The sequence below is a fragment of the Pseudaeromonas paramecii genome (assembly GCF_039540575.1).
GTDB classification, from domain to species: domain Bacteria; phylum Pseudomonadota; class Gammaproteobacteria; order Enterobacterales; family Aeromonadaceae; genus Pseudaeromonas; species Pseudaeromonas paramecii.
The window spans coordinates 56535-82564 of the sequence record NZ_BAABFC010000028.1; the positions used below are offsets into that span (position 1 = coordinate 56535).

The 26030-nt window shown below is 64.3% G+C and carries 25 protein-coding genes and 4 tRNA genes; 24 read left to right on the forward strand and 5 right to left on the reverse strand.

Features of this window, described 5'->3' with window-relative positions:
* The 3 genes from ABD847_RS15785 to ABD847_RS15795 are packed head-to-tail and all read left to right on the forward strand — an operon-like array spanning position 1 to position 2425.
* Positions 1-1299 (forward strand): FAD-binding oxidoreductase, encoded by a 1299-nt coding sequence (locus ABD847_RS15785; RefSeq protein ID WP_345014747.1) that lies wholly within the window; start codon positions 1-3, stop codon positions 1297-1299.
* Positions 1296-2030, forward strand: coding sequence for an SDR family oxidoreductase (locus ABD847_RS15790; protein ID WP_345014749.1), 735 nt, complete (start codon positions 1296-1298; stop codon positions 2028-2030). The genes ABD847_RS15785 and ABD847_RS15790 overlap by 4 nt, the downstream gene beginning before the upstream one ends.
* Positions 2027-2425, forward strand: a complete 399-nt coding sequence (locus ABD847_RS15795) for a GtrA family protein (RefSeq protein ID WP_345014751.1) — start codon at positions 2027-2029, stop codon at positions 2423-2425. The genes ABD847_RS15790 and ABD847_RS15795 overlap by 4 nt, the downstream gene beginning before the upstream one ends.
* Before the next feature lie 47 nt (positions 2426-2472).
* Here the strand turns inward: ABD847_RS15795 and ABD847_RS15800 are convergent, their stop codons facing one another.
* Positions 2473-3921, reverse strand: a complete 1449-nt coding sequence (locus ABD847_RS15800) for a sensor domain-containing diguanylate cyclase (RefSeq protein ID WP_345014753.1) — start codon at positions 3919-3921, stop codon at positions 2473-2475.
* Positions 3922-4401: 480 nt separating this feature from the next.
* Here ABD847_RS15800 and ABD847_RS15805 point away from each other — a divergent pair, with 480 nt between their 5' ends.
* From ABD847_RS15805 to astE, 11 genes are all read left to right on the forward strand, one after another.
* Positions 4402-5178 (forward strand): ABC transporter substrate-binding protein, encoded by a 777-nt coding sequence (locus ABD847_RS15805; protein ID WP_345014755.1) that lies wholly within the window; start codon positions 4402-4404, stop codon positions 5176-5178.
* A 90-nt stretch (positions 5179-5268) separates the two neighbouring features.
* Positions 5269-5955 carry an ABC transporter permease gene (locus ABD847_RS15810; protein ID WP_345014757.1) on the forward strand — a complete coding sequence of 229 codons (687 nt, stop codon included), beginning with the start codon at positions 5269-5271 and terminating at the stop codon, positions 5953-5955.
* Positions 5952-6668, forward strand: a complete 717-nt coding sequence (locus ABD847_RS15815) for an ABC transporter permease (protein ID WP_345014759.1) — start codon at positions 5952-5954, stop codon at positions 6666-6668. The genes ABD847_RS15810 and ABD847_RS15815 overlap by 4 nt, the downstream gene beginning before the upstream one ends.
* Positions 6669-6693: 25 nt before the next feature.
* Complete coding sequence (gene hisP, locus ABD847_RS15820) at positions 6694-7467, forward strand: histidine ABC transporter ATP-binding protein HisP (RefSeq protein WP_345014793.1); 774 nt, start codon at positions 6694-6696, stop codon at positions 7465-7467.
* Between the two features lie 32 nt (positions 7468-7499).
* On the forward strand, positions 7500-8312 hold the full coding sequence (locus ABD847_RS15825) for a helix-turn-helix domain-containing protein (protein WP_345014761.1): 813 nt from the start codon (positions 7500-7502) through the stop codon (positions 8310-8312).
* Positions 8313-8429: 117 nt separating this feature from the next.
* Complete coding sequence (locus ABD847_RS15830) at positions 8430-9656, forward strand: bifunctional succinylornithine transaminase/acetylornithine transaminase (protein ID WP_345014763.1); 1227 nt, start codon at positions 8430-8432, stop codon at positions 9654-9656.
* Positions 9653-10684: an arginine N-succinyltransferase gene (locus tag ABD847_RS15835; RefSeq protein WP_345014765.1), complete on the forward strand. Its 1032-nt coding sequence runs from the start codon at positions 9653-9655 to the stop codon at positions 10682-10684. The genes ABD847_RS15830 and ABD847_RS15835 overlap by 4 nt, the downstream gene beginning before the upstream one ends.
* 58 nt (positions 10685-10742) lie before the next feature.
* Positions 10743-11822, forward strand: a complete 1080-nt coding sequence (gene astA, locus ABD847_RS15840; RefSeq protein ID WP_345014767.1) for an arginine N-succinyltransferase — start codon at positions 10743-10745, stop codon at positions 11820-11822.
* A gap of 12 nt (positions 11823-11834) precedes the next feature.
* Positions 11835-13319: a succinylglutamate-semialdehyde dehydrogenase gene (gene astD, locus ABD847_RS15845; protein ID WP_345014769.1), complete on the forward strand. Its 1485-nt coding sequence runs from the start codon at positions 11835-11837 to the stop codon at positions 13317-13319.
* A 1-nt stretch (position 13320) separates the two neighbouring features.
* Complete coding sequence (gene astB, locus ABD847_RS15850; protein WP_345014771.1) at positions 13321-14667, forward strand: N-succinylarginine dihydrolase; 1347 nt, start codon at positions 13321-13323, stop codon at positions 14665-14667.
* Positions 14667-15665, forward strand: coding sequence for a succinylglutamate desuccinylase (gene astE, locus ABD847_RS15855; RefSeq protein ID WP_345014773.1), 999 nt, complete (start codon positions 14667-14669; stop codon positions 15663-15665). The genes astB and astE overlap by 1 nt, the downstream gene beginning before the upstream one ends.
* A gap of 60 nt (positions 15666-15725) precedes the next feature.
* On the opposite strand, the gene ctlX is transcribed toward astE, so the two are convergent.
* Positions 15726-16667 (reverse strand): citrulline utilization hydrolase CtlX, encoded by a 942-nt coding sequence (gene ctlX, locus ABD847_RS15860; RefSeq protein WP_345014775.1) that lies wholly within the window; start codon positions 16665-16667, stop codon positions 15726-15728.
* 143 nt (positions 16668-16810) lie between these two features.
* Between ctlX and ABD847_RS15865 the strand changes: the two genes are divergently transcribed.
* Positions 16811-17272, forward strand: a complete 462-nt coding sequence (locus tag ABD847_RS15865; protein ID WP_345014777.1) for an Lrp/AsnC family transcriptional regulator — start codon at positions 16811-16813, stop codon at positions 17270-17272.
* Between the two features lie 61 nt (positions 17273-17333).
* On the opposite strand, the gene dapA is transcribed toward ABD847_RS15865, so the two are convergent.
* Positions 17334-18206, reverse strand: coding sequence for a 4-hydroxy-tetrahydrodipicolinate synthase (dapA, locus tag ABD847_RS15870; protein ID WP_345014779.1), 873 nt, complete (start codon positions 18204-18206; stop codon positions 17334-17336).
* Positions 18207-18493: 287 nt separating this feature from the next.
* On the opposite strand from dapA, the gene rsmC reads away from it, so the two are divergent.
* From rsmC to ABD847_RS15915, 9 genes are all read left to right on the forward strand, one after another.
* Positions 18494-19531 carry a 16S rRNA (guanine(1207)-N(2))-methyltransferase RsmC gene (rsmC, locus tag ABD847_RS15875; RefSeq protein ID WP_345014781.1) on the forward strand — a complete coding sequence of 346 codons (1038 nt, stop codon included), beginning with the start codon at positions 18494-18496 and terminating at the stop codon, positions 19529-19531.
* 127 nt (positions 19532-19658) lie between these two features.
* On the forward strand, positions 19659-20876 hold the full coding sequence (gene glgC, locus ABD847_RS15880) for a glucose-1-phosphate adenylyltransferase (protein WP_345014783.1): 1218 nt from the start codon (positions 19659-19661) through the stop codon (positions 20874-20876).
* 2 nt (positions 20877-20878) lie between these two features.
* Entirely contained in the window at positions 20879-22327 is a 1449-nt protein-coding gene (glgA, locus tag ABD847_RS15885; protein WP_345014795.1) for a glycogen synthase GlgA, read from the forward strand.
* 107 nt (positions 22328-22434) lie between these two features.
* Positions 22435-22520, forward strand: a tRNA-Leu gene (locus ABD847_RS15890).
* A gap of 45 nt (positions 22521-22565) precedes the next feature.
* Positions 22566-22651 (forward strand) — tRNA-Leu (locus tag ABD847_RS15895).
* A gap of 65 nt (positions 22652-22716) precedes the next feature.
* A tRNA-Leu gene (locus tag ABD847_RS15900) sits at positions 22717-22802 on the forward strand.
* Positions 22803-22879: 77 nt separating this feature from the next.
* Positions 22880-22965 (forward strand) — tRNA-Leu (locus ABD847_RS15905).
* An 88-nt stretch (positions 22966-23053) separates the two neighbouring features.
* Positions 23054-23341 carry a late competence development ComFB family protein gene (locus ABD847_RS15910; protein ID WP_345014785.1) on the forward strand — a complete coding sequence of 96 codons (288 nt, stop codon included), beginning with the start codon at positions 23054-23056 and terminating at the stop codon, positions 23339-23341.
* Positions 23342-23451: 110 nt separating this feature from the next.
* Positions 23452-24009: a glutathione S-transferase family protein gene (locus ABD847_RS15915; RefSeq protein WP_345014787.1), complete on the forward strand. Its 558-nt coding sequence runs from the start codon at positions 23452-23454 to the stop codon at positions 24007-24009.
* Positions 24010-24092: 83 nt separating this feature from the next.
* On the opposite strand, the gene rlmD is transcribed toward ABD847_RS15915, so the two are convergent.
* Both rlmD and ABD847_RS15925 read right to left on the reverse strand, forming a co-directional pair.
* Complete coding sequence (gene rlmD, locus ABD847_RS15920) at positions 24093-25436, reverse strand: 23S rRNA (uracil(1939)-C(5))-methyltransferase RlmD (RefSeq protein ID WP_345014789.1); 1344 nt, start codon at positions 25434-25436, stop codon at positions 24093-24095.
* A gap of 126 nt (positions 25437-25562) precedes the next feature.
* Positions 25563-25775, reverse strand: coding sequence for a hypothetical protein (locus ABD847_RS15925; protein ID WP_345014791.1), 213 nt, complete (start codon positions 25773-25775; stop codon positions 25563-25565).
* Positions 25776-26030: the final 255 nt, after the last annotated feature.

A 26030-nucleotide genomic window follows, 5' to 3' on the forward strand; every position in this document is an offset into this window, starting at 1 on the left:
ATGCAAACTCTTGAATCCTGGGGCCGTTTGCCCAAAAACAGTTCGCCGGTGCTCAACTGGCACTGGCGCCACCAAGCCCCGGCACTGCCCGCCGGGGAAACCATACTGCCCTTCGGCAACGGCCGCAGTTACGGCGATAGCTGCCTGAACCTGGCCGGCAGCCTGCTGCATACCCGGTCACTCAACCGCCTGATCCACTTTGACGCCCAGGCCGGGATCCTGACCTGCGAAGCCGGTGTCCTGCTCAGCGAGATGCTGGCCGTCATAGTGCCGCAAGGCTGGTTCCTGCCGGTGACCCCGGGCACCCAATTCGTCACCATGGCGGGTGCCATTGCCAATGATGTGCACGGCAAGAACCACCACAGGGACGGCACCTTCGGCAACCATGTGCTGCAATTCGAGCTGGTGCGCTCCGATGGTCAGCGCCTGCTGTGCAGCCCGCAGGAAAACCCGGCCTATTTCAACGCCACCATCGGCGGCCTGGGCCTGACGGGCACCATCACCTGGGCCACCATACGGCTCCAGCCCATCGAGTCCAACCAGATCGATAACGAGTCGATCAAGTACGGCAATCTGCAGGAGTTCTTCCACCTGGCAGCCGAGTCTGACGGCAGCCATCCCTATACGGTGGCCTGGGTGGATTGTGCCGCCCGCGGGCGCCGCCTGGGGCGAGGCCTGTTCATGCGTGGCGATCATGCCAAGGGAGCATCGCGGCCTGCCAGCAAGCTGGCGCTAAGCTGCCCTATCGAACCCCCGTTCAGCCTGATCAACCGCGCCTCGCTCAATGCCTTCAACTTCTGCTATTACCACAAGCAGCGCAAACGGGAGCAACACAGCCGCATTCATTACGCGCCCTTCTTTTATCCATTGGATGCCGTGTCCGACTGGAACCGGATCTACGGCCCCAAAGGCTTCTACCAATACCAATGCGCCATCCCCGTCGCCAACGCGGAACCGGCCATGCAAGAGATACTGGAACGCATCGCCCGCTCCGGTCTGGGCTCCTTTCTGGCCGTGCTCAAGATGTTCGGCAACATGCCCTCGCCGGGACTGCTCTCCTTCCCCTGCCACGGCGCCACGCTGGCACTGGACTTCCCCAACATGGGGGAGCGGACGCTGAAGCTGATGGCGGAGTTGGACAAGGTGACGCTGGCCGCCGGCGGCCGTGTCTACCCGGCCAAGGATGCCCGCATGTCGGCGGAGCATTTCGCCCTGTTTTACCCGCAATGGCGCGAACTCGAGGCCCTGCGGGATCCTCAGCATAATTCCACCTTCTGGCAGAGAGTCACCGCCCTATGAATATCCTGATCCTTGGCGCCAGTTCCGCCATCGCCCAGGCCGTGATTGACGGCTATGTCCAACGAGGCGCCACCCTGCTGCTGGTGGCCAGAGATGAACACAAACTGCGGCATATCGCCGATGATGCCCGCATCCGCGGAGCTCAGCAGGTAGAAACCCTCTGCCTGGATGCCGCGACCCAGGGCGCCAGCCAACAGCTGGAGCACTGGCTGGAGACACTGGGGCTACCGCTGGATCTGGCACTGTTGGCCTACGGCAGCCTGCCGGATCAGGCCGAATGCCAGACCGACCTGGCGCGGCTGGCCCAGGCCATCGAGGTGAACTTCACCAGCGCCGCCTTGTTGTGCAGCCTGCTGGCCAATCGGATGGCGGCCAGAGGCAGCGGCACCCTGGCGGTGATCTCCTCGGTGGCCGGCGATCGTGGCCGGCAGTCCAACTATGCCTATGGCGCAGCCAAGGGGGGGCTCAGCCTGTTCCTGCAGGGCTTGCGCAACCGGCTGCATCGCCACGGCGTCAAGGTGCTGACCATCAAGCCCGGCTTCGTGGATACCCCCATGACGGCGCAATTCGACAAGGGCGCCCTCTGGGCACAACCCCAGCAGGTGGCCAGAGGCATCATCAAGGCCGTCGACCGGGGTCAGGATGTGGTGTATCTGCCCGGCTTCTGGCGCGCCATCATGTGGGTGATCCGCCTGATCCCGGAAACCCTGTTCAAGCGGCTGGCCCTATGAACACGGGGATCTGGTGGCGCTACAGCCTGTTTGCCCTGATAGCCACCGGGGTTAACCTCCTCACCCAATGGGGGGTGTTTAGCCTCACCCCCAGCCGGATCAGCCTGGCCGCCTCCATCATGGCGGGTACCCTGACCGGCTTGCTGATCAAGTACTGGCTCGACAAGCGCTATATCTTTGGCTTCGTCACCCAGAACTATCGACACGATGTGCGTCTGTTCCTGATCTATACCCTGATGGGACTGTTCACCACAGTGATCTTCTGGGGCACAGAGCTGTTGTTTCACAGCCTGTTGAGCGGGGATGGCTGGCGCTATCTGGGCGGGGCCCTGGGACTGGCGCTGGGCTATTACTGCAAGTACCGATTGGACAAGCGCTTCGTGTTTGTCGAGTGACCCGGCAGCAAGAAACAAGACGGGGACCCGCGGGTCCCCGTGTTACATCAGGCCGCCACCTCCGGCAGGCCGTCGACCTCCAACCGGTTACGGCCGGCGTCCTTGGCCCGGTAGAGGGCGGCGTCCGCCCGCTGCAGGGCCTGATCCACCGTCTCGCCATCCGCCACCACCACCAGGCCGGCGCTCAGGGTGATGGGGGGCTTGAAGGACTGGCTGGCCAGGCGGCTGCGCAACCCCTCCACCCGTTGCATCGCCTCGGCCAGCGGACAGTCCGGCAGCACCAGCACAAACTCCTCACCCCCCCAGCGGCACAGCAGATCGCTCTTGCGGATCCCCAGGCTGCACAGGTGGGCGAACTGCTTGAGTACCTGATCCCCTACCAGGTGGCCGAAGTCGTCGTTCACCCGCTTGAAGTGGTCCAGATCCAGCATGGCCAGGGCCAGGGGCTGCTGCCGGCGGGCCGCCAGCTGATGCAGCAGGTGCAGCTGCTCCTCAAACACCTGGCGGTTCAGCGCCCCGGTGAGCTTGTCGGTGGAGGCCATGCGCTCCAGCCGCTGCTGATAGCCGCGGAAGGTGACATGGGCCACCAGCAGCACACCCAGCCCGATCCCCAGGGTCAGCAGCAGGTTGGTCAGCAGGGTATTCCACAGGCGGCCATCGAAGGGGGTCGCCTCCTGCTCCACCATCAGGTACCACTTGAAAGGCTCCACCCAGCGGCTGGCCACAAACACCGGATGACCGTCGCGCTCATAGCGGAAGCTGCCGGCGGGCTGGGTGAGGATCTGGGTGGCCAGGGCCGCCAGCCCAGGTTCGTCGAATAGACTCTTGCGGTGATCCGCCTGGGCCTGCAGGGCCACCTGCCCCTCCTTGTCCACGAAGTAGACCCGGCGGTGATAACGGGTCTGATAGGTCTCAACCAGCTGCTGCACCTTGGTTACCGCCAGCCCCACGCCGGTGACGCCGATGGGGTTGCCCGCGTAGTCGTAGACCCGGTAGTTGACGAACACCACCAGGTTCTGCCGGTTGGCGGTGTCGTGATCTATGTTGATCTCGAAATCTTCCCCCTTGGGCAGAGCCAGGGCTCGGAAGTACCAGGCATCGCCCGGATCCTGGCGGCTCACCTCCTTGAGCACCCCGCTGGTGTGGTAGTAGCGACGGGTGCGTTCCGAGACGAAGAAGCTGGTGACCGTGTTGTAGCGGGACTGGATTTCCTTGAGGTACTTGATGATGGGGTCCTGCTGCTGCTCGCCGCGCAGCGCCCAGTCCCGCACATAGGTGTCCTGAGCCATCAGGGAGGAGATGAAGACAGGGCGGATGAGATCCTGCTGTATCTCGGAGTAGAGGTTGTCACTGGTGAGGGGCAGGGCGTCCTGGGCGATCTGCTCCCCCAGGGAGTCGCGGGCCACCCGGTAGCTCAACCAGCTGGTCACCAGGAAGCCCCCCAGAATGATGAGCAGGAGTATCAGGCTGGCGCGCCGCCGGGGATTCCATTCCATACATGCCTCTGTAGGTGATTGATCTTTTGCCCAATCCTGGGCCGGCGCCCACTATATCACCAAGGGGGCGATGAGCAGAAATGGCGGGTGCTTCACAGGGTCTTTCACGTGCCGGACGGACTACCCAGGTCAGAGAAACATAGTTATACGTCTGTTATCTCTAACTATTCAGATACCCCGCCGCGACGCCCGGCGCATGGCGCACCACCCTGGCGCGCCGCCTTGGTGCCTGTCGGCGATCGGCTTCGCCAGTCCGGTGCAAACCCTCCCTTGAGTCCCCCGTCCCGCCTCTCGGCACAAACTGCATGGTATCCGGGACAAAGCCGCCGCTGGCCACATGACTATGCATCGAAACACCAAATCCTATTCACTCCGTAGCGTTTTTCACTGGTGTGCCCCGACCTGGGGCGCATGGCGTGGCACGCATCCTGCTCTTGAGGTCGCGGATTCTTCTGCGTTACTACCCATAAGGAAATAATCATGCGTAAGACAATAAACATGCTCTGCCTGCTGCTGCCGGTACTGGCCACCTCCCTCCAGGCCGCCGAAACGGAAATCCGCCTGGGGGTGGAACCCGGTTATGCCCCCTTCGAGATGAAGCAGCCCGACGGCAGCCTGAGCGGTTTCGACATCGATCTGGGCACCGAGCTGTGCACCCGCATCCAGGCCAAGTGCCGCTGGGTAGAGAATGAATTCGACGGCCTGATCCCCGCCCTCAAGGCCAAGAAGATCGACGCCATCCTCTCCTCCATGTCCATCACCGAGCAGCGCCAGAAGGAGATCGACTTCACCGACAAGCTGTACGGTACCCCGGCCCGTCTGATCACCCCGGCCGGCACCACCCTGGCCCCCACCGCCGAAGGCCTGCAGGGCAAGCGGGTGGGCGTGTTCCAGGGCACCACAGCCGAAACCTATGCCAAGGAACAGTGGCAACCCAAGGGCGTGGACGTGGTGGTCTACCCGGCCCAGGAGCTGGTGTACGCGGATCTGGTCTCCGGTCGTCTGGATGCCGCCTTCCAGGATGCGGTGGCCGCCGGTGAAGGCTTCCTCAAGCAGCCCCAGGGCAAGGCCTTCGGCTTCAGCGGCCCGGAAATCGGTGACGTCAAATACTTCGGCGTGGGCGCCGGCATCGGCCTGCGCAAGGAAGATGGCGAGCTCAAGGCCAAGCTGAACCAAGCGCTGGCCGACATGTTGAAGGACGGCACCTACCAGAAGATCGCCGCCAAGTACTTCAACTTCGACATCTACGGCCACTAAGGCCGCTAAGGGCCACCAAGGCCACCGCCCGGTGCCGCCGGCACCGGGCCGGTTTTACCGCAGAGAACCACCTGATTCAAAGGACCGACCATGTTGTACGGATATGAAAAGCTGGTGTTGCAAGGCGCCTGGGTCACCCTGGAGCTGGCCCTGCTTTCCTTGCTGGTGGCGGTGCTGCTGGGCCTGCTGGGGGCCAGCGCCAAGCTCTCAAGCCATCGCCTCGGTCGTCTGCTGGGCGCCGGCTACACCACCCTGATCCGTGGCGTGCCGGATCTGGTGCTGATGCTGCTGATCTTCTACGGCCTGCAGATCGCGGTCAACGCCATCACCGACACCCTGGGCTTCGCCCAGTGGGACATCAATCCCTTTACCGCCGGCATCCTGACCATCGGCTTCATCTACGGCGCCTACTTCGCCGAGACCTTCCGCGGCGCCTTCCTGGCCATCAACGCCGGCCAGGCGGAGGCGGGCCAGGCCTACGGCTTCTCCCGCTGGCAGATCTTCACCCTGATCCTGTTTCCCCAGATGATGCGCTTCGCCCTGCCGGGCCTGGCCAATAACTGGCTGGTGCTGCTCAAGGCCACCGCCCTGGTCTCCATCATCGGTCTGGCGGATGTGGTCAAGGCCACTCAGGTGGCGGGCAAGGGCACCTTCCAATTCTTCCTCTTCACCCTGGTGGCCGCCGCCGTCTACCTGATCTTCACCACCCTCTCTAATCTGGTGATCTACTGGCTCAACCGGCGCTATGCCCTCGGCGTAAGGAGCGCCAACCCATGATCGAGATGCTGCAAACCTACGGCAAGGCCTTCTTGTGGAGTGACGGCTTCCACTTCACCGGGGTGGCGGTCACCCTCTGGCTGCTGGTGATCTCGGTAGTGCTGGGCTTCTGTCTGGCCATCCCCCTGGCCATCGCCCGCAACAGCCGGCAAAAGCGCTACTGGCTGCCGGTGTGGACCTTCTCCTACCTGTTTCGCGGCACCCCGCTGTACGTGCAGCTGCTGGTGTTCTACTCCGGGGTCTACTCCCTGGCGGTGGTGCGGGAGCTGGACTTTCTCAACTGGTTCTTCCGCAGCGGCTACCTCTGCACCCTGCTGGCCCTGACCCTCAACACCATGGCCTACACCCTGGAGATCTTCGCCGGCGCCATCCGGGATCTCAGCCACGGCGAGGTGGAAGCCGCCCGGGCCTACGGCTTCTCCGGCTGGCGCCTCTACCGCCACGTCATACTGCCCTCGGCCCTGCGCCGGGCGCTGCCGGCCTACAGCAACGAGGTGATCCTGATGCTGCACGCCACCTCATTGGCCTTCACCGCCACGGTGCCGGACATCCTCAAGGTGGCCAAGGATGCCAACGCCGCCACCTATCAGCCCTTTACCGCCTTCGGCATCGCCGCGCTGATTTACCTCCTCATCTCCTTCGCCCTGGTCGGTCTGTTCCGCCTGGCGGAGCAACGCTGGCTGGTGCACCTCAAGCCCATCCAGGCCCACTGACTTCAAGGACGCATTCATGGAGAACATGCACGACTACAAGCTGGCGGTGAAAGATCTGCACAAGCACTACGGCAACCACGAGGTGATCAAGGGGGTCTCGCTGCGGGCCAAGCCCGGTGATGTCATCAGCATCATCGGCTCCTCCGGCTCCGGCAAGAGCACCTTCCTGCGCTGCCTCAACTTCCTGGAGAAGCCCAGCGAAGGCTCCATCTATGTCAACGGCAACGACATCCGCATGGTGCGGGATACCGACGGCCAGCTGAAGGTGTTCGACCAGCGCCAGCTGCAGCTGCTGCGCACCAAGCTGACCATGGTGTTCCAGCACTTCAACCTGTGGAACCACATGACGGTGCTGGACAACGTCATGGCCGCCCCCCTGCACGTGCTGGGCATCGACAAGCAGGAAGCCGAGGCGCGGGCCATCCGCTACCTGGAGAAGGTGGGTATCGACCAGCGGGCACGGGCCAAGTACCCGGCCCACCTGTCCGGCGGCCAGCAGCAGCGGGTGAGTATCGCCCGGGCATTGGCCATGGAACCCGAGGTGCTGCTGTTCGACGAGCCCACCTCGGCGCTGGATCCCGAGCTGGTGGGGGAGGTGCTGCGCATCATGCAGCAGCTGGCCGAAGAGGGGAAAACCATGGTGGTGGTGACCCACGAGATGGGTTTTGCCCGCCACGTCTCCAGCCAGGTGATCTTCCTGCACCAGGGGGTCATCGAGGAACAGGGGTCGCCGGAAGCCGTATTTGGCAACCCCAAGAGCGAGCGGTTAAAACAATTTTTATCCGGCGCGCTTAAATAATTATTCCAGGCTGGATAATAACGCCTCACGTCATGCCAGAAAATAATGAGTCCGATGCGAGCATTCGCATCGGCATCCCTATTCATGCCGAACACCTGCCGCTTATTTTAGCCCAGGTGACGGCTCCCCTATTGCAGGCCAATCAGCTGCTGGGGCAGCCATTATTTTCGCTGCATTACCTGGCGCCGGGCACGGATGCCCTCCCCCCCCTCCCGCTCCCGGAGATGACCGGCCTGGCCCAGCCAACCGCCGGACTGGATCTGCGGCTCTGCCCGGCGGCCGCCGACGCCCCAACGGCGCCGGTAAGCCTGGCCGCACCTGGCCCGGCCTCTGCCACCCCAGCGGAGGATACCGGTGGCGAGCGCCGCTGGCCCCTGCCCCTGGGTACGCCCGGCGAGGCCCTGCAATCAACGCTTCAACTCATTGAATGTGTTGAGGATGATATTCTGGCGCACAGGGTCGCCAGGGCCTTGGGGCAGATCTATCAGGGGATGGACCGCCAGGCCGAGCCCACCGCCCTGCCGCCTCGGCTGCAGCAGGCTCTGGCCCTGATGGATACCCATCTGGAAGAGCCCTTGAGCACGGAGCAGATCGCCCAACTCACCCACCTCTCCCGCCGGCACCTGGAGCGGCTGTTTCGCCGCCACCTGGATACGGTGCCCGCCCGGTATTACCTGCAGTTGCGACTGCAGCGGGCCAGAGAATTATTATGCAACACGCAACGATCAATTATTCAAATCGGTCTGGAGTGTGGTTTTTCCAGCGGGCCGCATTTTTCCAGCGCCTATAAAAACCACTTTCAACTCACGCCCCGCGATGAACGGCAAAATGCCATCAACAAATAATATCGGTCGCCTTTCTTATCTATTTAGGTCGCTTTTTTGAAATGCCTCAGAGTCGAAAATTAATAAGCTGACAGGCAATGGTTTTCTGTCATTGCCCATCCGTCATTCGAGGTTTCCATGTCCTGCAGCACCCCGGTTCAGCGCGAGGAATTTGATCGCTACTTCATCCCCATGTTCAACCCTGCCCCCTTCATCCCGGTGCGGGGCGAAGGCGCCAGGCTGTGGGATCAGGCGGGCAAGGAGTACATCGACTTTGCCGGCGGCATCGCCGTCAACGCCCTGGGGCATGCCCACCCGGCCCTGTGCCAGGTGTTGACCGAACAGGCCCAGCAGCTGTGGCACCTGGGCAACGGCTACACCAATGAGCCTGTGATCCGCCTGGCCCGCCATCTGGTGAACGCCACCTTCGCCGACCAGGTGTTCTTCTGCAACTCGGGTGCCGAGGCCAACGAGGCCGCCCTCAAGCTGGCCCGCAAATACGGCCGCGACACCCATGGCGACCACAAGACCCAGATCGTCGCCTTCGGCAACGCCTTCCACGGTCGCACCCTGTTCACCGTCAGCGCCGGTGGCCAGCCCAAGTACGCCCAGGACTTCGCCCCCCTGCCCGGCGGCATCCAGCACGCCCCCTACAACGATCTGGCCGCCGCCGCGGCCCTGATCAACGACCACACCTGTGCCGTCATCGTCGAACCCATCCAGGGGGAAGGCGGTGTGGTCCCCGCCGATCCGGCCTTCCTGCAGGGGCTGCGCGCGCTGTGTGACCGCCATCAGGCCCTGCTGATCTTCGACGAGGTGCAGACCGGCGTGGGCCGCACCGGCGAGCTGTACGCCTACATGGGCTACGGCGTCACCCCGGATCTGCTCACCAGCGCCAAGGCCCTGGGGGGCGGCTTCCCCATCGCCGCCCTGCTGGCCAAGGCCGAGTATGCCAAGGCGCTGAATGTCGGCAGCCACGGCACCACCTACGGCGGCAACCCGCTGGCCTGCGCCGTGGCCGGCAAGGTGCTGGAGATCATCGATGAGCCGGCCCTGCTGGCCGGGGTCAAGGAGCGCCATCAGTGGTTCCTCAAGGGCCTGGAAGAGATACAGCAGCGCTTCCCCATCTTCGAGCAGATCCGTGGTCGCGGCCTGCTCATCGGCTGCGCCCTGGCGCCGCGCTTCGCCGGCCAGGCCAAGGCCCTGACCAACCTGGCCGCCGAGGAAGGCCTGCTGGCCCTCATCGCCGGTCCCAACGTGGTGCGCTTCGCTCCGGCCCTCATCATCGACCAGGCCGAGGTGGAGGAAGGGCTGGCCCGCCTGTCCCGCGCCGTGGCCCGCCTGGTGCGGGACGCCGCCCAATGAAGGTGCTGCGCCCGGCGGTGATGGCGGACCTGCCGCAGATCGAGCGGATGGCCCAGCAAAGCGGCCCCATGGTCTGCACCCTGCCCGTCAGCCGCGCCCACCTGCAGGCCAAGATAAGCCGCTCCCAGGCCGCCCTGGCGGCCGAGGTGCTGCTGCCCGGCGAGGAGAGCTACTTCTTCGTGCTGGAAGATCTGGCCAGCGGCCGGCTGCAGGGCACCTGCGCCATCCTGGCCCAGGCGGGCTTTGGCGAGCCGTTCCACGCCTACCGCAACGAGGTGGTGATCCACGCCAGCCGGGCCCTGGGCGTGCACCAGCGGCTGCACAGCCTCTGCCTCAGCCATGAGCTGAGCGATCACAGCCAGCTCTGCTCCTTCTACCTGGAGCCCGAACTGCGCCAGGGCCACTGGCCCCGCCTGCTGACCCAGGGCCGGCTGCTGTTCATCGCCCAGCATCCCGAACGCTTCGCCCCAGATCTGGTGGCGGTGCTGCCGGGCCGGGTGGACGAGGCCGGACGCTCCCCCTTCTGGGAGCAGGTGGGTCGCCGCTTCTTCGGCATCGACTACCACCAGGCGGAGTTCTATCACGGCACCCAGGACAGACGCTTCATCGCCGAGCTGATGCCCCACCACCCCCTGTATGTCTCCCTGCTGGCCGAGGAGGCCCAGGCCGCCCTGGGTCAGGTGCACCCGGACGCCCGCCTGCAGTTCGATCTGCTGGAGGCCGACGGCTTCGAGGCGGACGACTTCGTGGAGATCTTCGATGCCGGCCCTGTGGTGCAGGCACGCCGCACCACGCTGCACAGCTGGCAGACCAGCCAGCTGGCCCGGGTGGCCGACATCAGCCCCAGCCGGCAGAGCAATGCCCCCACCTGCCTGCTGGTGAACCAGGCACTGGCCGAATTCCGCGCCCTGCTGACCCCCTTAAGCGCCGCCCCCGGCCAGGCCCTGAGCCTGGCGCCCGAGGTGGCGGAGGCGCTGCGCCTGCGGCCCGGCGATCCGGTGCGCTGGCTGGCCCTGGAGTCCCAGTGACCCGGTTTAACCCCCATTCCTCCGAACGGAACATTTATCGTCTTCAAGGATTCGTATCATGATGATCATTCGCCCGGTGCGGCAGCAGGATCTGCCCGCCATCCGTCAACTGGCCAGCAAGACAGGGGTGGGCGTCACCTCCCTGCCCCCCGACGAGGCCCACCTGCAGGCCCGCATCCAGCGGGTGCTGGCCACCTGGGCCGACGAGGCCGCCCCCGCCGAGCAGGGCTACCTGTTCGTGCTGGAAGACAGCCAGACCCGCCAGGTGGTGGGGATCAGCGGCCTGGAAGCCGCCGTGGGCTTGAGCGACCCCTGGTACAACTACCGCCTCGGCACGCTAGTGCACGCCTCCCGGGATCTGGCCATCTACAACCAGATGCCCACCCTGTTTCTGAGCAATGACCACACCGGCTACAGCGAGCTGTGCACCCTGTTCCTGGATCCCGACTACCGCCACAGCAAGAACGGCCAGCTGCTCTCCAAATGCCGCTTCCTGTTCATGGCCGCCTTCCGCGAGCGCTTTGCCGCCAAGGTGATCGCCGAGATGCGCGGCTATTCCGACGAGCAGGGCAAGTCCCCCTTCTGGGAGGGGCTGGGCCGCCACTTCTTCGCCATCGACTTTGCCGAGGCGGACCGCCTCACTGGCCTGGGGCAGAAGGCCTTCATCGCCGAGCTGATGCCCAAGCACCCCCTGTACGTGGACTTCCTGCCCGCCGAGACCCGCGCCATCCTGGGCCAGGTCCATCCTCAGACCGCCCCGGCCCGAGCCATCCTGGAGAGCGAAGGGCTCAAGTACGAAGGCTACGTGGACATCTTCGACGCCGGCCCCACCCTCGAGGCCTATGTGGCGGACATCCGCGCCGTGCGGGACAGCCGCGTCCACCCGGTGCAGCTGGGGGAACCCGACCAGTCCGGCCCCCTCTATCTGCTGGCCAACGACCGCTTCACCGGCTTCCGCGCCCTGCTCGGCCAGGTGGACTTTGCCGACGAGCGCCTGATCCTGGACCCGGCCACCGCCGCCGCACTGGAAATCGGCCCAGGTGACAGGGTGCGCGCCGTGCCCCTGTTTGCCCCGCAATCCGCCCCGCACGCCAGCCAGCAGGCTGCCGCCCAGGCCCGCCAGGCCGCGACCCATTAAAGGAATTTTGCCATGCTGAACCTCTCCGTCATGATCAACGGCCAGTGGCACCACGGCCTGGGTCGCAGCTTCACCAAACGCTCACCGGTCACCGATGCCGTCCTGTGGAAGGCCAACGAGGCCAGCGCCAGCGATGTGGGGCTGGCCGTCGCCGCCGCCCGCCAGGCCTTTCCTGCCTGGGCGCGCCGCCCCCTGGCCGAACGGGTCGAGATACTCCAGCGCTTCGCCGCCCTGCTCACCGAACGCAAGGCCATGCTCGCCGACATCATAGCCCAGGAGACCGGCAAGCCCGCCTGGGAGGCCCTCACCGAGGTGCAGAGCATGACGGCCAAGGTGGCCATCTCATTGCAGGCCCAGGCCGAGCGGGCCGGTGAGCGCCACAGCCCGATGGCCGACGGCGAGGCGGTGCTGCGCCATCGCCCCCACGGCGTCATGGCGGTGTTCGGCCCCTACAACTTCCCCGGCCACCTGCCCAACGGCCACATAGTGCCGGCCCTGCTGGCGGGGAACACCATCGTCTTCAAGCCCAGCGAGCTGACCCCCTGGACCGCCGAGGCCACCGTCAAGCTGTGGCTGGAGGCCGGGCTGCCCGCCGGGGTGCTGAACCTGGTGCAGGGCGGCCGCACCCCGGGGGCCGCCCTGGCCGCCGACACCGGCATCGACGGCCTGCTGTTTACCGGCAGCGCCGGCACCGGCTATCAGCTGCACCGCCAGCTGGCCGGGCAGCCGGAGAAGATCCTGGCCCTGGAGATGGGGGGCAACAACGCCCTCATCGTCGAGGAGACCAAGGATCTGGATGCCGCCGTCTACCTGACGGTGCAGTCGGCCTTCCTCTCCGCCGGCCAGCGCTGCACCTGCGCCCGCCGCCTGCTGGTGCCCCACGGCGCCTGGGGCGATGCCTTCCTCGACCGCCTGGTGGCGGTCACCCGCACCCTCAAGGTGGGGGATGGTGCAACCGAGCCCGCCTTCATGGGGCCGGTGATCTCCATTGACGCCCTGCGCCGCCTGCTGGAAGTCCAGCAGAACCTGCTGCTGCGCGGCGCCAAGCCCCTGCTGACCATGGCGCGCATCGGCGACCGTGGCGCCCTGCTGAGCCCCGGCATCCTGGACTTGACCGCCATGCTGCATCGGCCGGATGAGGAGCACTTCGGCCCCCTGCTGGGGCTCATCCGCTACGGCGACTTCGACGAGGCGCTGGATCTGGCCAACGACACCCGCTTCGGCCTGGCCTTGGGCCTCATCTCCCCGAACAAGGACCACTACGAGCGGCTGCTGCTGGAGGCCCGCGCCGGTATCGTCAACTGGAACAAGCCCCTGACCGGCGCCGCCAGCTCGGCCCCCTTCGGCGGCATCGGTGCCTCCGGCAACCACAGGGCCAGCGCCTACTACGCCGCCGACTACTGCGCCTGGCCCATGGCCTCCATGGAGGCCGAACGCGCCAGCCTGCCGGCCAGCCTGCCCCACGGGCTCACCTTCCCCACCCCGCAAGGAGCATGAGATGTCTGCCCTGGAAGTGAATTTCGACGGCCTCGTCGGCCTGACCCACCACTATGCCGGCCTGTCGTTCGGCAACGTGGCCTCCACCAGCAACAAGGCGGCGGTGGCCAACCCCAAGCTGGCGGCCCTGCAGGGGCTGGCCAAGATGAAACGTCTCGCCGATCTGGGCTTCGCCCAGGCGGTGCTGCCGCCCCATGAGCGGCCCCAGGTCGATCTGCTGCGCCGGCTGGGCTTTGCCGGCAGCGATGCCCAGGTGCTGGCCCAGGCCGCCCGCCAGGCGCCGGCCCTGCTGAGCGCGGTGGGCTCGGCGTCGGCCATGTGGACCGCCAATGCCGCCACCGTCTCCCCCTCCGCCGACACCCGTGACGGCCGGGTGCACCTGACGGTGGCCAACCTCAACAACAAGTTCCACCGGGCCAGCGAAGCCACCACCACGGAGGCCATCCTCAAGGCCATCTTCGCCGACGAACGTCACTTCGCCGTGCACAGCGCCCTGCCCCAGGTGGCCCAGTTCGGCGACGAGGGCGCCGCCAACCATAACCGCTTGAGCCGGCAACACGGTGAGGCCGGCGTCGAGCTGTTTGTCTACGGTCGCCAGGCCGACGGTCAGGGGGTGGCGCCAAACCGCTACCCGGCCCGCCAGACCCGGGAGGCCAGCGAGGCCGTCATCCGCCTGCACGGCCTGAGTGAAGATAACTGCGTGCTGGCCCAGCAGCATCCCGAGGTGATCGATCTGGGGGTGTTCCACAACGACGTCATCGCCGTGAGCAACGGTCCCGTGCTGTTCCACCACCAGCGGGCCTTCTGGCAAACCGAGCAGACCCTGGCCGAGCTGGGTCGCAAGCTGGCGGCCCAGGGCACCGAATTCGTGCCCATCATGGTGCCAGATAGGGCCGTGTCGGTGAGCGATGCGGTACAGACCTATCTGTTCAACAGCCAGCTGCTCACCCGCCCCGACGGCAAGATGCTGCTGGTGGTGCCCCAGGAGTGCCGCGAGCACGCCGGGGTCTGGCGCTACCTGTCGGAGCTGGTGCAAAGCGGCTGCCCCATCGACGCCCTGGAGGTGTTCGATCTGCGGGAAAGCATGCGCAACGGCGGTGGTCCCGCCTGTCTGCGGCTGCGGGTGGTGCTGAACGAAGCCGAGCGGGCCGCCATGGCCCCCGGGGTGCTGATGAACGACGCCCTGTACGGCAGGCTCACCACCTGGGTGGAGCGCCACTACCGGGATCGCCTGAGTGCCGAGGATCTGGCCGATCCCCAGCTGCTGGAGGAGAACCGCCGGGCGCTGGATGAACTCACCGGTATCCTGGGCCTGGGGTCCATCTACCCCTTTCAACAGGGGGCCTGATGGACTGGCTTGCCCTGACGTTGGCCGGCCAATCGCCGGTCTCGACCCAAGGCCGCACGGCGCAGCTGAGCTGGCACTGGCGCGGCCCCGGCCTGTTGGAGCTGATCCCGCATGAGAGCTGCGACGAGGCCTGGGTGATCTCCGCCGGCGTCCACGGTGACGAGACGGCCCCCATCGAGCTGCTGGCGGAACTCACGGCGGACTGGCTGGCGGGGCGGCGCCCCCTGGCATGCCGCCTGCTGCTGATCCTGGGCAACCCGGCGGCCATGGCCGCCGGACGTCGCTATCTGGACCTGGATCTCAACCGGCTGTTCGACGGGCCGCGGGCCTCGGATCCGCCAGGCGCCGAGCCACTGCGGGCCCGGCAGCTGGAGGCGGCGGTGGCCGACTTCTGGCAGGCGGCAGAGATGCCAATCCGCCGCCACTACGATCTGCACACCGCCATCCGCGCCTCGGCGCATCTGCGCTTCGCCCTGCTGCCGGCCCAAGAGAACGGCTACGATGCGGCCATGCTGCGCTGGCTGCCCAGCGCCGGCATAGAGGCCCTGGTCCGCCACAGCGCGCCGGGCCGCACCTTCAGCCACTTCACCAGCGCACGCTTCGGCGCCGCCAGCTGCACCCTGGAGCTGGGCAAGGCCCGGCCCTTCGGTCAGAACGATCTGCGCCAGTTCGCCCAGGTGAAAGCCGCCCTGGCGGCGGGGGTGGCGGCGGACGCCGACGCCCTGGCGGCCTTGCCCCAGACCGAACCCAAGGGCTATCGGGTGAGCCAGGAGCTGCGCAAGCACAGCGAGGCCTTCGTGCTGCACCTGCCGGCGGCGGCGGCCAACTTCACCGCCTACCCCCAGGGCACCCTGCTGGCGGAGGACGGCCCGCATCGGTACCGGGTGCAGGCCGCGCGGGAGTATCTGCTTTTTCCCAACGCCAGGGTGGCCCCCGGGCTGCGGGCCGGGCTGATGCTGACCGAGATCCCCCTCAGCCAGCTGGCCGACCAGGCCTGAGTCAGCGAGGGCAGAAACGACCCAGGCCAGGGCATGCCCTGGCCTGGTATTGACGGCGGCTTAGGCGGCCTGTTCGGCCCGCACCGGCTCCCGTTGCGGCAGATGGATCTCGGCAATCATGCAGCGGGCACCGCCGCCACCCAAGGTTTCAATGGTGTCCAGATCCGCCAGCAGCGGACGGCCATGGCGCTCCAGCTCCCGCTGCTGCTGCTGGCTCAGGGCGTCCCAGGCGCGGCGGGACATGGCCAGCAGGGCCTCGCCCCGATCGCTGCGCAGCTCCAGCAGGTTGCCGGCGAAGGCCTGCAGCTGATCCAGGGTGATGGGTAGCAGCATCTTGTTGGTGCTGGCCAGCAGGCGGCACAGCTCGGCGCGCTCGGCGGCATCGGGGATGGCCTCCAGGCAGACCACCGCCAGGTGGCGGCCCACGCTCATCAGCACGTTAGTGTGGTAGATGGGCTGGCCCTTGGCATCCTGGGCGCTGAACCAGAAGGGGCGGTAGCCCAGGCGGCGGCTCACCTCCTCCATCACCTCGGGATGGGAGCGGGAGGAGCGGCACAGGTAGGCGATGCGGTGCTGGCGATCCAGCACCATGGAGCCGGTGCCTTCCAGGAAGCGGCCCTGCTGCTCGAAGTCGCTCAGGTCGTGCACCTGCTCGAGGCAGAACGCCTCGGCCAGCTTGTCCAGTATGTGACGGTTGCGCTCCAGCCGGCGGTTGGGGGCCTCCATGGGGTAGAGGATGGCGGAGCCGTCGGCATGAAAACTCACCCAGTTATTGGGGAACAGGGAGTCCGGGGTGGCCAGCTCGCCGCTGTCCTGTTCGACCCAGACGGACACACCGGCCTCCCGCAGCAGGGCCACATAGGCGTCAAACTCCGCCTGAGCCCGGCTGGCAGCCAGCTCGTCGGCGGCGGCCGGGTGCTGGAAGGCGTTGCTGGCGAGGGTCTGGGGATTGGCGCTGAAGCGGGCAGGACGGATCATCAGGATCTGTTGGGTGGTTTGCATGGGGCCTCCTTGTGGCAAGCAACTGTCCACAGTGTGCGCCCAATCACACAACGGTGTGAGTCGATTCGCGTTTTGTCCACAACCGATTCCGGCAAAATCAAACTGTCATACAGCGGGATCCGCTGTGATGCCTGGAGGCAGAGATGGAGAGACGACACCACCACCTGGATCGCATCGATGAGCAGATCCTGGCGATCCTCAAGCTAGAAGGGCGCATCAGCTACCAGAAGCTGGCGGAGCGGGTGCACCTCACCCCCCGCCCGTGCCAGGAGCGGGTGCGCAAGCTGGAACAGGCGGGCTACATCCTGGGCTATACCGCCCGGCTGGACGAGGCACGCCTGGGAGGCGGCAACCTGATACTGCTGCTGCAGGTCTCCCTGGCCAGCCAAAGCGGCCGGGAGGCCCAGCGAGCCTTCGAGGAGGAGGTAAGCCAGCGACCGGACGTGCTCTCCTGCTGGCTGGTGAGCGGCCCCTTCGACTATGTGCTGCGGTTGCGCTGCACCGACATGGCGGCCTACCGGGCCATCAGCGATGCCTGGCTCGCCAACCGCAGCCTGCGCATCGACAAGATCGTCTGCACCCCCGAGATGCAGCCCATCAAATAAATCTGCCAAAACAAAAAGGCCAGCCGGGTTAGGGCTGGCCTTGGTCGCCTCAGGCGCAGGCTTAGATCAGCGCCAGATCCGTCATCACCTGGCGGATGCGCGCCTTGGTGGCGTCGGACAGGGGCATCACCGGCAGGCGGCAGTCGGCGCTGCACAGCCCCAGCAGGGAGGCGGCGTACTTGGCACCGGCGGGGCTCGGCTCGGCAAACATGGCCTGGTGCAGGGGGATCAAGGTGTCCTGCAGGGCGCGGGCCTCGGCCCACTTGCCGGCCAGGGTCAGGTTTTGCACCTCGGCCACCAGCTTGGGCGCCACGTTGGCGGTCACCGAGATGCAGCCATTGCCGCCACTGACGTTGTAGGCCACGGCGGTGGCATCATCGCCGGACAGCCAGGTGAAGGGTTTCTTGATCAGCTGACGCTCGTACCAGGGGCGGCACATGTCGCCGGTGGCATCCTTGACGCCTATGATGCGTGGCAGCTCCGCCAGGCGGGCCATGGTCTGGGGCTGAATGTCCACGATGGCGCGGGGCGGAATGTTGTACAGGATGATGGGGATCTGGGTCTCGTCATGCACCAGCTTGAAGTGGGCATACAGGCCATCCTGGTTGGGACGGTTGTAGTAGCCGGCCACGTGCAGGGTGGCATCGGCACCGGCCCGCTGGGCCACCAGGCTGTACTCGATGGCCTCCAGGGGGTTGTTGGAACCGGCACCGGCGATGACGGGAATGCGACCGGCCACCTGTTCCACCACTATCTCGATGACCCGGCAGTGCTCGTCATGGGTCAGGGTCGGGCTCTCTCCCGTGGTACCGACCGGTACTATGCCGTGGGTCCCCTGCGCTATGTGCCAGTCCACCATCCGCCGCAGGGCCTCTTCATCCAGTCGGCCATCAGCAAACGGGGTGATCAATGCAACAATGGAACCTTGAATCATACAAACTCCTTCTCGATTTCACGGGATCCTGAACAAAAAACCCCGGTCACGTTGTGCGTAACCGGGGTTTGATCAATGGCGCTTCACACCGACTGCTGGTCACGCAGGAACGAAAAAATCCTCACATTTGCGAGGTGCTTTGGTTTTTCGTTTCAGACCCATCAGCGAAGACATACGTAGCAGTACATAAGTGTGCAATTAGCCAGCATAGTTCGGCATTCGCCGACAAATGTCAAGCCCGCCACCTTGGGGTATAATCACCGGCCTTGTCACCCAAGAGACAGCCGATGAGCCAGCCCCTCTCCCCCGTCAGCCAGCTGCTGGAACGCAGCCAGGCCTTGTTTGCCATCCCCCGCCTGCTGATCGCGGGTCAGGTGGACGATGACTACCCGCGCACCCTGCTGCAGCAGTCTGCCGACAGCACCTGGTTTCTCACCGACTACAGCCGCTTTCGTCAGCAAGCCGCCGGCGCTGACGGGCTGGATATCCGCTTCGGCCACCGGCTGGAAGCCGGCGCGGCGCCCTGGCAGGGGTTGCTGCTCTATCTGCCAAAGGCCAAGGCCGAGGCCCAGTTTCTGCTGGCCCAGCTCACCCCGCTGCTGGCCCCGGGCGCGCCCATCTGGGTCGTGGGAGACAACCGCGGTGGCATCAACGGCGCCGACAAGTTGCTGGCCCCCTACTGCCGGCATCCGCGCAAACAGGACAGCGCCCGCCGCTGCTCCCTGTATCAGGGGCAACTGGATCAGCCGGTGGCGCCGTTTGCGCTGGAGGCCTGGTTCGGCGAGTACGTGCTGGATCTGGGAGAGCACAGCTTGCGCATCCAGGCCTTGCCCGGGGTGTTCAGCGCCGCCGAGCTGGACGAGGGCAGCCGCCTGCTGCTGGACCACCTGCCGCCCTTGAATGGCCGGGTGCTGGATCTGGGCTGTGGCGCCGGGGTGATCGGCGCCGTGCTCAAGCAGCGCTACCCGGACATCCAGCTGGAGCTGGCCGACATCAACGCCCTGGCCCTGGCCTCGGCCCGCCGCACCCTGGCGATCAACGGACTGGAGGGCAAGGTCTACCCCTCCGACGGCTATTCCGACGTGCCGGCCGGCTTGCAGCACATCATCACCAACCCGCCGTTTCATGCCGGCCTCAACACCCACTATCAAGCCACCGAGCAGATGATGCTGCAGGCCCCCCGCCTGCTGACCAAGGGCGGCGATCTGCTGCTGGTAGCCAACGCCTTCCTGCGCTATCCCCCCTTCCTGGAGCATGCCTTCGGCCCCCACGGCTGGCAGATAGTGGCGCAGACCAACAAATTCAAACTCTACCTAGCCAGATAGGTCCCATCTTTTCCGCCAGACGCCACAGGATCTGTTAGATTCAACAACAGATCCTGCGCGCGCCTGTTGTCGCGCGTGATTTTTCAGTTAGACTGAAATCGCTTTCATAGACAGGGAGAGAGCCCGTATGGCCGGTGTGCTTGCCATGATCCTCGCCGGAGGAGAAGGAACCCGTTTACAGCCCCTGACCATCACCCGCAGCAAGCCGTCCGTGCCCTTTGGCGGCAGCTACCGCTTGGTGGACTTCGTGCTCAACAACTTCGTCAACTCAGACCTGTTGCGCATCTATGTGCTGACCCAGTTCAAGTCCCAATCCCTCTACATGCACATGAAGAAAGGCTGGAACCTGACGGGCATCACGGGCCGCTTCATCGACCCCATTCCCGCTCAGATGCGGATGGGCAAGCGTTGGTACGACGGCACCGCCGACGCCATCTACCAGAACATCAGCTTCGTGGAGCTCAGCGCACCGGATCATGTCTGCATCTTCGGCAGCGACCACATCTACAAGATGGACATCCGCCAGATGCTGGAATACCACAAGCAGAAACAGGCGGTGCTGACGGTGGCCGCCATCCGGGTGCCGCTGGCCGAAGCCTCCAGTTTCGGCATCATAGAGGTGGACGAAGCAGGCCGCATGGTGGGCTTTGACGAGAAACCCCGTCACCCCAAACCCATCCCCGGCGATCCGGATCACGCTCTGGCCTCCATGGGCAACTACATCTTCGAGACCCAGACCCTGCTCAGCGAGCTGAGCCAGGATGCTGCCAAAGAAGACTCATCCCATGACTTTGGTCGGGACATCATTCCCGCCCTCTATGGCCGCGCCCCCGTCTATGTCTACGACTTCAGCACCAACAAGGTGGAGGGGGAAAAAGGCGGCGTCTACTGGCGGGATGTGGGCACACTGGATGCCTACTGGCAGGCGCACATGGATTTGGTCAGCGACGAGCCCCCCTTTACCCTCTACAACCGCAAGTGGCCGCTGCACACCTACTATCCCCCCCTGCCGCCGGCCACCTTCGTCAACACGGCCGAGCACCATGCCAACGTGGCCTACTCTCTGGTGTCGGCGGGCTGCTACCTGCGCGGCTGTCGGGTAGAGCGCAGTGTGCTGGGCTTTCGCTGCAACCTGGGCCCCGACAGCCACATCAGCCATTCGGTGCTGCTGGGGGATGTGAAGATAGGCGAAGGCTGCCGGATCAGCCGCGCCATCATCGACAAGCATGTGGAAATTGCTCCCGGCACGGTAATCGGTGAGAATCTCGAACAGGATCGTGCGCGCTTCACCGTCTCGGACGGCGGCATAGTGGTGGTCCCCAAAGGAGCCAGGATCGGTTTTTGACTATGAAAATTCTGTTTATTGCCTCGGAAGTGGACGGCCTGGTGAAGACCGGTGGTCTGGCGGACGTGGCCAGAGCCCTGCCCCTGGCCCTCAAGCGTCACGGCCATGATGTGCGCATCATCATGCCCTTCTACCTGTCGGTGAAGGGACGGGAGACCGCCCGCCATCTGGGGGGCTTCACCCTGCCCACCCGGGAGGGTCACACCGACATCCCCTACCAGACCCACGAGATGGATCTGGAAGGGGTACCCGTGTATCTCATCGATTTTCCCAACTACTTCGAACGGCCCAGCCTGTACGCCGAGAACAACAACGCCTACCTGGACAATGGTGAGCGCTTCGCCTTCTTCTGTGCCGCCAGCCTGCAGGCGACCCAACAGCTGGGCTTTCAACCGGACATCATCCACTGCAACGACTGGCACACCGCCCTGGTGCCCATGCTGCTGCGCACCCGCTATGCCAATGACCCCTTCTTCGCCGCCAGCCGCAGTGTGCTGACGGTACATAACGGCGCCTTCCAGGGGGTATTCGAGCGCGGTCAGCTGTGGGCCCTGCCGGAGCTGACCGACATCCAAGATGAGGCCATCACCCAGGGTCACGCCTACGTCAACTACCTCAAGTGTGGCGTACGCTATGCCGACAAGATCAACGCCGTCAGTCCCAGCTATGCCCATGAGCTTACCACCTACCTGGGGGGCCACGGCATGGCCAAGTCCTTCCAGGAACGGTCGGCGGACTTGAGCGGTATCATCAACGGCTGTGACTATGGCGACTGGGATCCGGCCACGGATCCCCTGATCCCGGTGAACTACAGCCTGACCAAGCTCGCCGGCAAGCGCGCCTGCAAGCAGGCCCTGCAGCAACGGGCCGGACTGGCACAAAATGACTGGCCAGTGTTCGGCATGGTGTGCCGCCTGACCGAGCAGAAGGGACTGCACCTGCTGCTGCCGATTCTGGCGCAGTTCCTCTATCACAAGGTACAGGTCATCATAGTCGGTACCGGCGACCCCAGCCTGGCCGACCGGCTGCGCAGCCTGGTGGCGGAGCATGGCGACAAGCTGGCCTTCCTCAATGAGCACGACAACGCCCTGGCCCACCTGGTGGAGGCCGGCAGTGACTTCTTCCTGATGCCCTCGCTGTTCGAACCCTGTGGCCTCAACCAGATGTACAGCCTGGCCTATGGCACCCTCCCGATTGTCCGGGCCGTCGGCGGCCTCAAGGATACGGTGGTGGACTATGATGCCAACCGGCAGCACGCTACCGGCTTCAACTTCCATGAGCCCGATGCCCTCGCCCTGCTCAACACCCTGCGTCGCGCACTGCTGTTCTATCTGCAGGATCAGGAGGAGTACGTTCGAGTGCAGCGCACCGCCATGCAGACCCGCTACCTCTGGTCGGATTCGGTCAATCAGTACGAGAGCATGTATCAGGCGGCGCTGAATCGGTCATAAACGGCGCTTTTTGCGCCGTTTCGTGCAAAGACCGAGCAAACAAAAAATTTTGCGGCCTGGGCGGTTGACGGACAGACAGAAATCTATAGAATCCCCCTCCGCAAGATGCGAAGGTGGCGGAATTGGTAGACGCGCTAGCTTCAGGTGTTAGTGTCCCTAGGACGTGAGGGTTCAAGTCCCTCTCTTCGCACCAAGCCATGCTGACTGACAGCATGTCAATCCAAACAGTGACAATCGGGCGAGGGTGGCGGAATTGGTAGACGCGCTAGCTTCAGGTGTTAGTGTCCTTCGGACGTGAGGGTTCAAGTCCCTCTTCTCGCACCACTCCTTCGGGAGATGATTGTCAGCCATGCGGTTGGTCGCATGTAAAAACACCAACGACAATGCGGGCGAGGGTGGCGGAATTGGTAGACGCGCTAGCTTCAGGTGTTAGTGTCCTTCGGACGTGAGGGTTCAAGTCCCTCCTCTCGCACCACTTACTGCAAGTGGCCGCCTTGTGAAATAAGATGCCGGTTGGTAGGCATGTAAATCTCAACCAACGACAATTTGTGTGCGAGGGTGGCGGAATTGGTAGACGCGCTAGCTTCAGGTGTTAGTGTCCTTCGGACGTGAGGGTTCAAGTCCCTCCTCTCGCACCACGCATTTGTGAAAGCCCGCAATGTCATGATTGCGGGCTTTCTGCTATAAGAATCCCCAGAAATCCCGTCATCTGAGGACCTCGTCATCATGGGCACCATTGCCGACATCCATAACTATTACGAAGAGCTGGTCATGCAGCAAATCCGCGCCCTGGAGCTGGATCGCACCCGCGACAGCGAATACCTGGCCGACCTGTGCTGCATGGTGCTCAACCAGCTGCCGGCTCACTATATCCGTCACAACGTGGACATGGTCTATTTCACCAGCCCGGAACAACGAGCCGAGATGGAGGAGAAGGTCTTCCATGCGGTGAATCAGTCGGTCAGCTGGCTGGACAGCGACCATCACGATCGCCGGAAACACGAGGACGCCTGACGGCGTTATCCAGTTGGTTTGGAAAGGAGCCCATCGCGGCTCCTTTTTCATTTGGTCTGAGGCAAGCGGCGGAGTATGCTCGGGATGCCCTACCCAAAGATGGAGTTCACATGAAACTTTACGGCAGCTTCACTTCGCCCTTCGCCCGTCACTGCCGCATCGTCCTGCTGGAGACCGGCCAGGCCTGCGACTTCGTCGAGACTGACTATGCCGCCAGCGCCGCCGCCTCACCCGCCAAGAAGGTACCGTTTCTGGAAGATGGCGATCTTTTCCTATCCGATTCGGCAGCCATCGTCCGCTACCTGCGGGAAAAGACCGGCGAATCCTTCTGTGCCAGCATCCACGAATACAATCAGTTCTGCCTGATCAATACTGCGCTGGATGCCGCCATCAATGGCTTCATCCTGCAGCAAGCCGGTCTGAGTACCGAGCAGGTGCCCTACCTGCTGCGTCAGCGGGAGCGGGTGGCGGCCATCCTGGCCAGCCTGGAGGCAGAAAGCCTGCCGGAGCACGCCCCCTATAACGATGCTCAGCTTCGGTTAGCCTGTCTGCTGGAATGGGGCCTGCTGCGCCATGTGCTGGATCTGGCCACCTACCCAAAGCTCATGGCCTTCTGGCAAAGCAGTCGGCATTACGGGCCGCTGGCGGACACGCTACCACCACAATAAACCCCAGGCACTCAGGCTCAGTCTAGCCACCCCGTCTGTGCGGCCCGCCCCTACGAAGACGGCATGGCTGGAGAGAGACTAGGCTAGCTCCGCACCAGGCGAGCCACCGTCTCCACATGGAGGGTATGGGGAAACATGTCCACGGGGATGACCTGCTCCAACCGGTACCCCCCAGACAGCAGCACCGCCAGATCCCGAGCCAGGGAGTCGGGATCGCAGGAGACATAGACCAGGGTCCGCGGTGCCATGGCCAGCATGGTCTGCAACACCGCCGGCTCGCAGCCCTTGCGAGGTGGATCCACCACCACCACATCGGCCCGGTAACCCTGGCGATACAGTGCGGGGACCACCTCCTCCGCCTTGCCGGCAAAAAACTCGGTCTTGGCTGCCAGACCATTTCTGGCGGCATTTTGTCGGGCATCCTCAATGGCCTCAGGCACCAACTCAACCCCGACCACCCGGGCCGCCTGGCGGGCCAGGAACAAGGAGATGGTGCCGATGCCGCAATAGATATCAAACACAGTTTCCTGGCCGGTGAGCCCGCACAGTGTCAGGGCCGCCTGATAGAGCCGCCGGGTCTGTTCGGGGTTGATCTGGTAGAAAGCCAGAGGCGAGAGACTAAAGCGCAAACCATCCAGCTCATCCTCGATGACGCCGTCGCCTTGCAAGATTCGATTGTCAAAGCCCAAGATACGGTTACCCCGGGCCGGATTAATGTTGTGTACCACGCTGCGTAGCGCCGGGAAGCGCGCCAGGCGTGCCAGCAAGTCTTCAACCTGAGGCAGCTCCTCCCCCAGGGTCACCAGTACCAGCATCCACTCCCCGCTCTGCCTGCCATCCCGCAACATCAGATAGCGCAGCACACCCGTGTGCTGCAGCTCATCGTAGGGTGGTATCTGACAGGCACTGAGCCAGGCCCGCACCTCGACCAGGAGATCTGCCACCAGGGATGGCTGCAGGGCACAGTCGTCACAGGCTACCAGGTCATGACTATGCTTGCGGAAAAAACCCAGCTCGGCCCCTTGTGATCCGGGCCTGACCGCATAGAGGGCCTTGTTGCGATAGGCTAAGGGCACATCCATGCCAAGGCAGGGAGCCACCTCGGTATGAATCCCCCGCTTGGCCAGCGATGCCTGCAGGCGCTGACGCTTAAGATCGAGCTGAGCCGGATAATCCAGCATGCCCAGTTGGCAACCGCCACAGCTGTCATGGGGACAAAAGTTGGCTACCCGCGCAGGATGTGGTTGCAGTACGGCCTGTAGCTCACCTTGGGCATAGCGAGGCTTGATGCCATGCAAGAGCACCGACACCGTCTCGCCGGGTAGAGCGCCCGTGACATAGATCTGGCGCCCGTCCAGCAACCCTATGCCATCCCCCTTATCGGTCAGGCTGTCGATCTGCAGTCGTCTCTCATGCCCAGTTATCATGCCCTCATTCCCCTGTTGGCTACTTGCGGCGCGATAATACCCGAAAGACTGCCGGAATAAAAAAAACCATCCGCAGCGCGGATGGTTTAAAAAGTGGGTGTTAGGCAACACCACACAGGGATAGGTTTACCGGTTATCGGAATCCTGGCGCGGCCAGGGCAGCTGATAGTCACCGGGCTCATTGGGCTTGGCCTGAGAGGTCAAAGTCATGGCGACAGGTTGCTTGGCTTGATGATCGGCCTGCAATTGCAGGGAGCCGTCACCAGAGCGGGCCTGAGCCACACCGGAAAGTAGTAATAGAGCGGTAGCACAGCTTACGATCAGGCTACGGATTGTCATGGGGAATTCCTCACTGGGGTGGACACGCGGGCAAGCTTCATGCGCTCTCATGTCCCCTCAACAGGTGGCTCACATCCTCCCTTTGAGCCTTCTGAGCGAGTATGGCCCCAAACAAAAACGGGATAAACCGTGATTTGATGGACATTGAATCCTGAAAAGAGGGACTATCGGCACCCTGCTCTCCCAGGCAAACACGGGCCCTTGGCAAAACAAAAAGCCCTTAGGTCAGATAACCTAAGGGCTCTATTTCAGTGG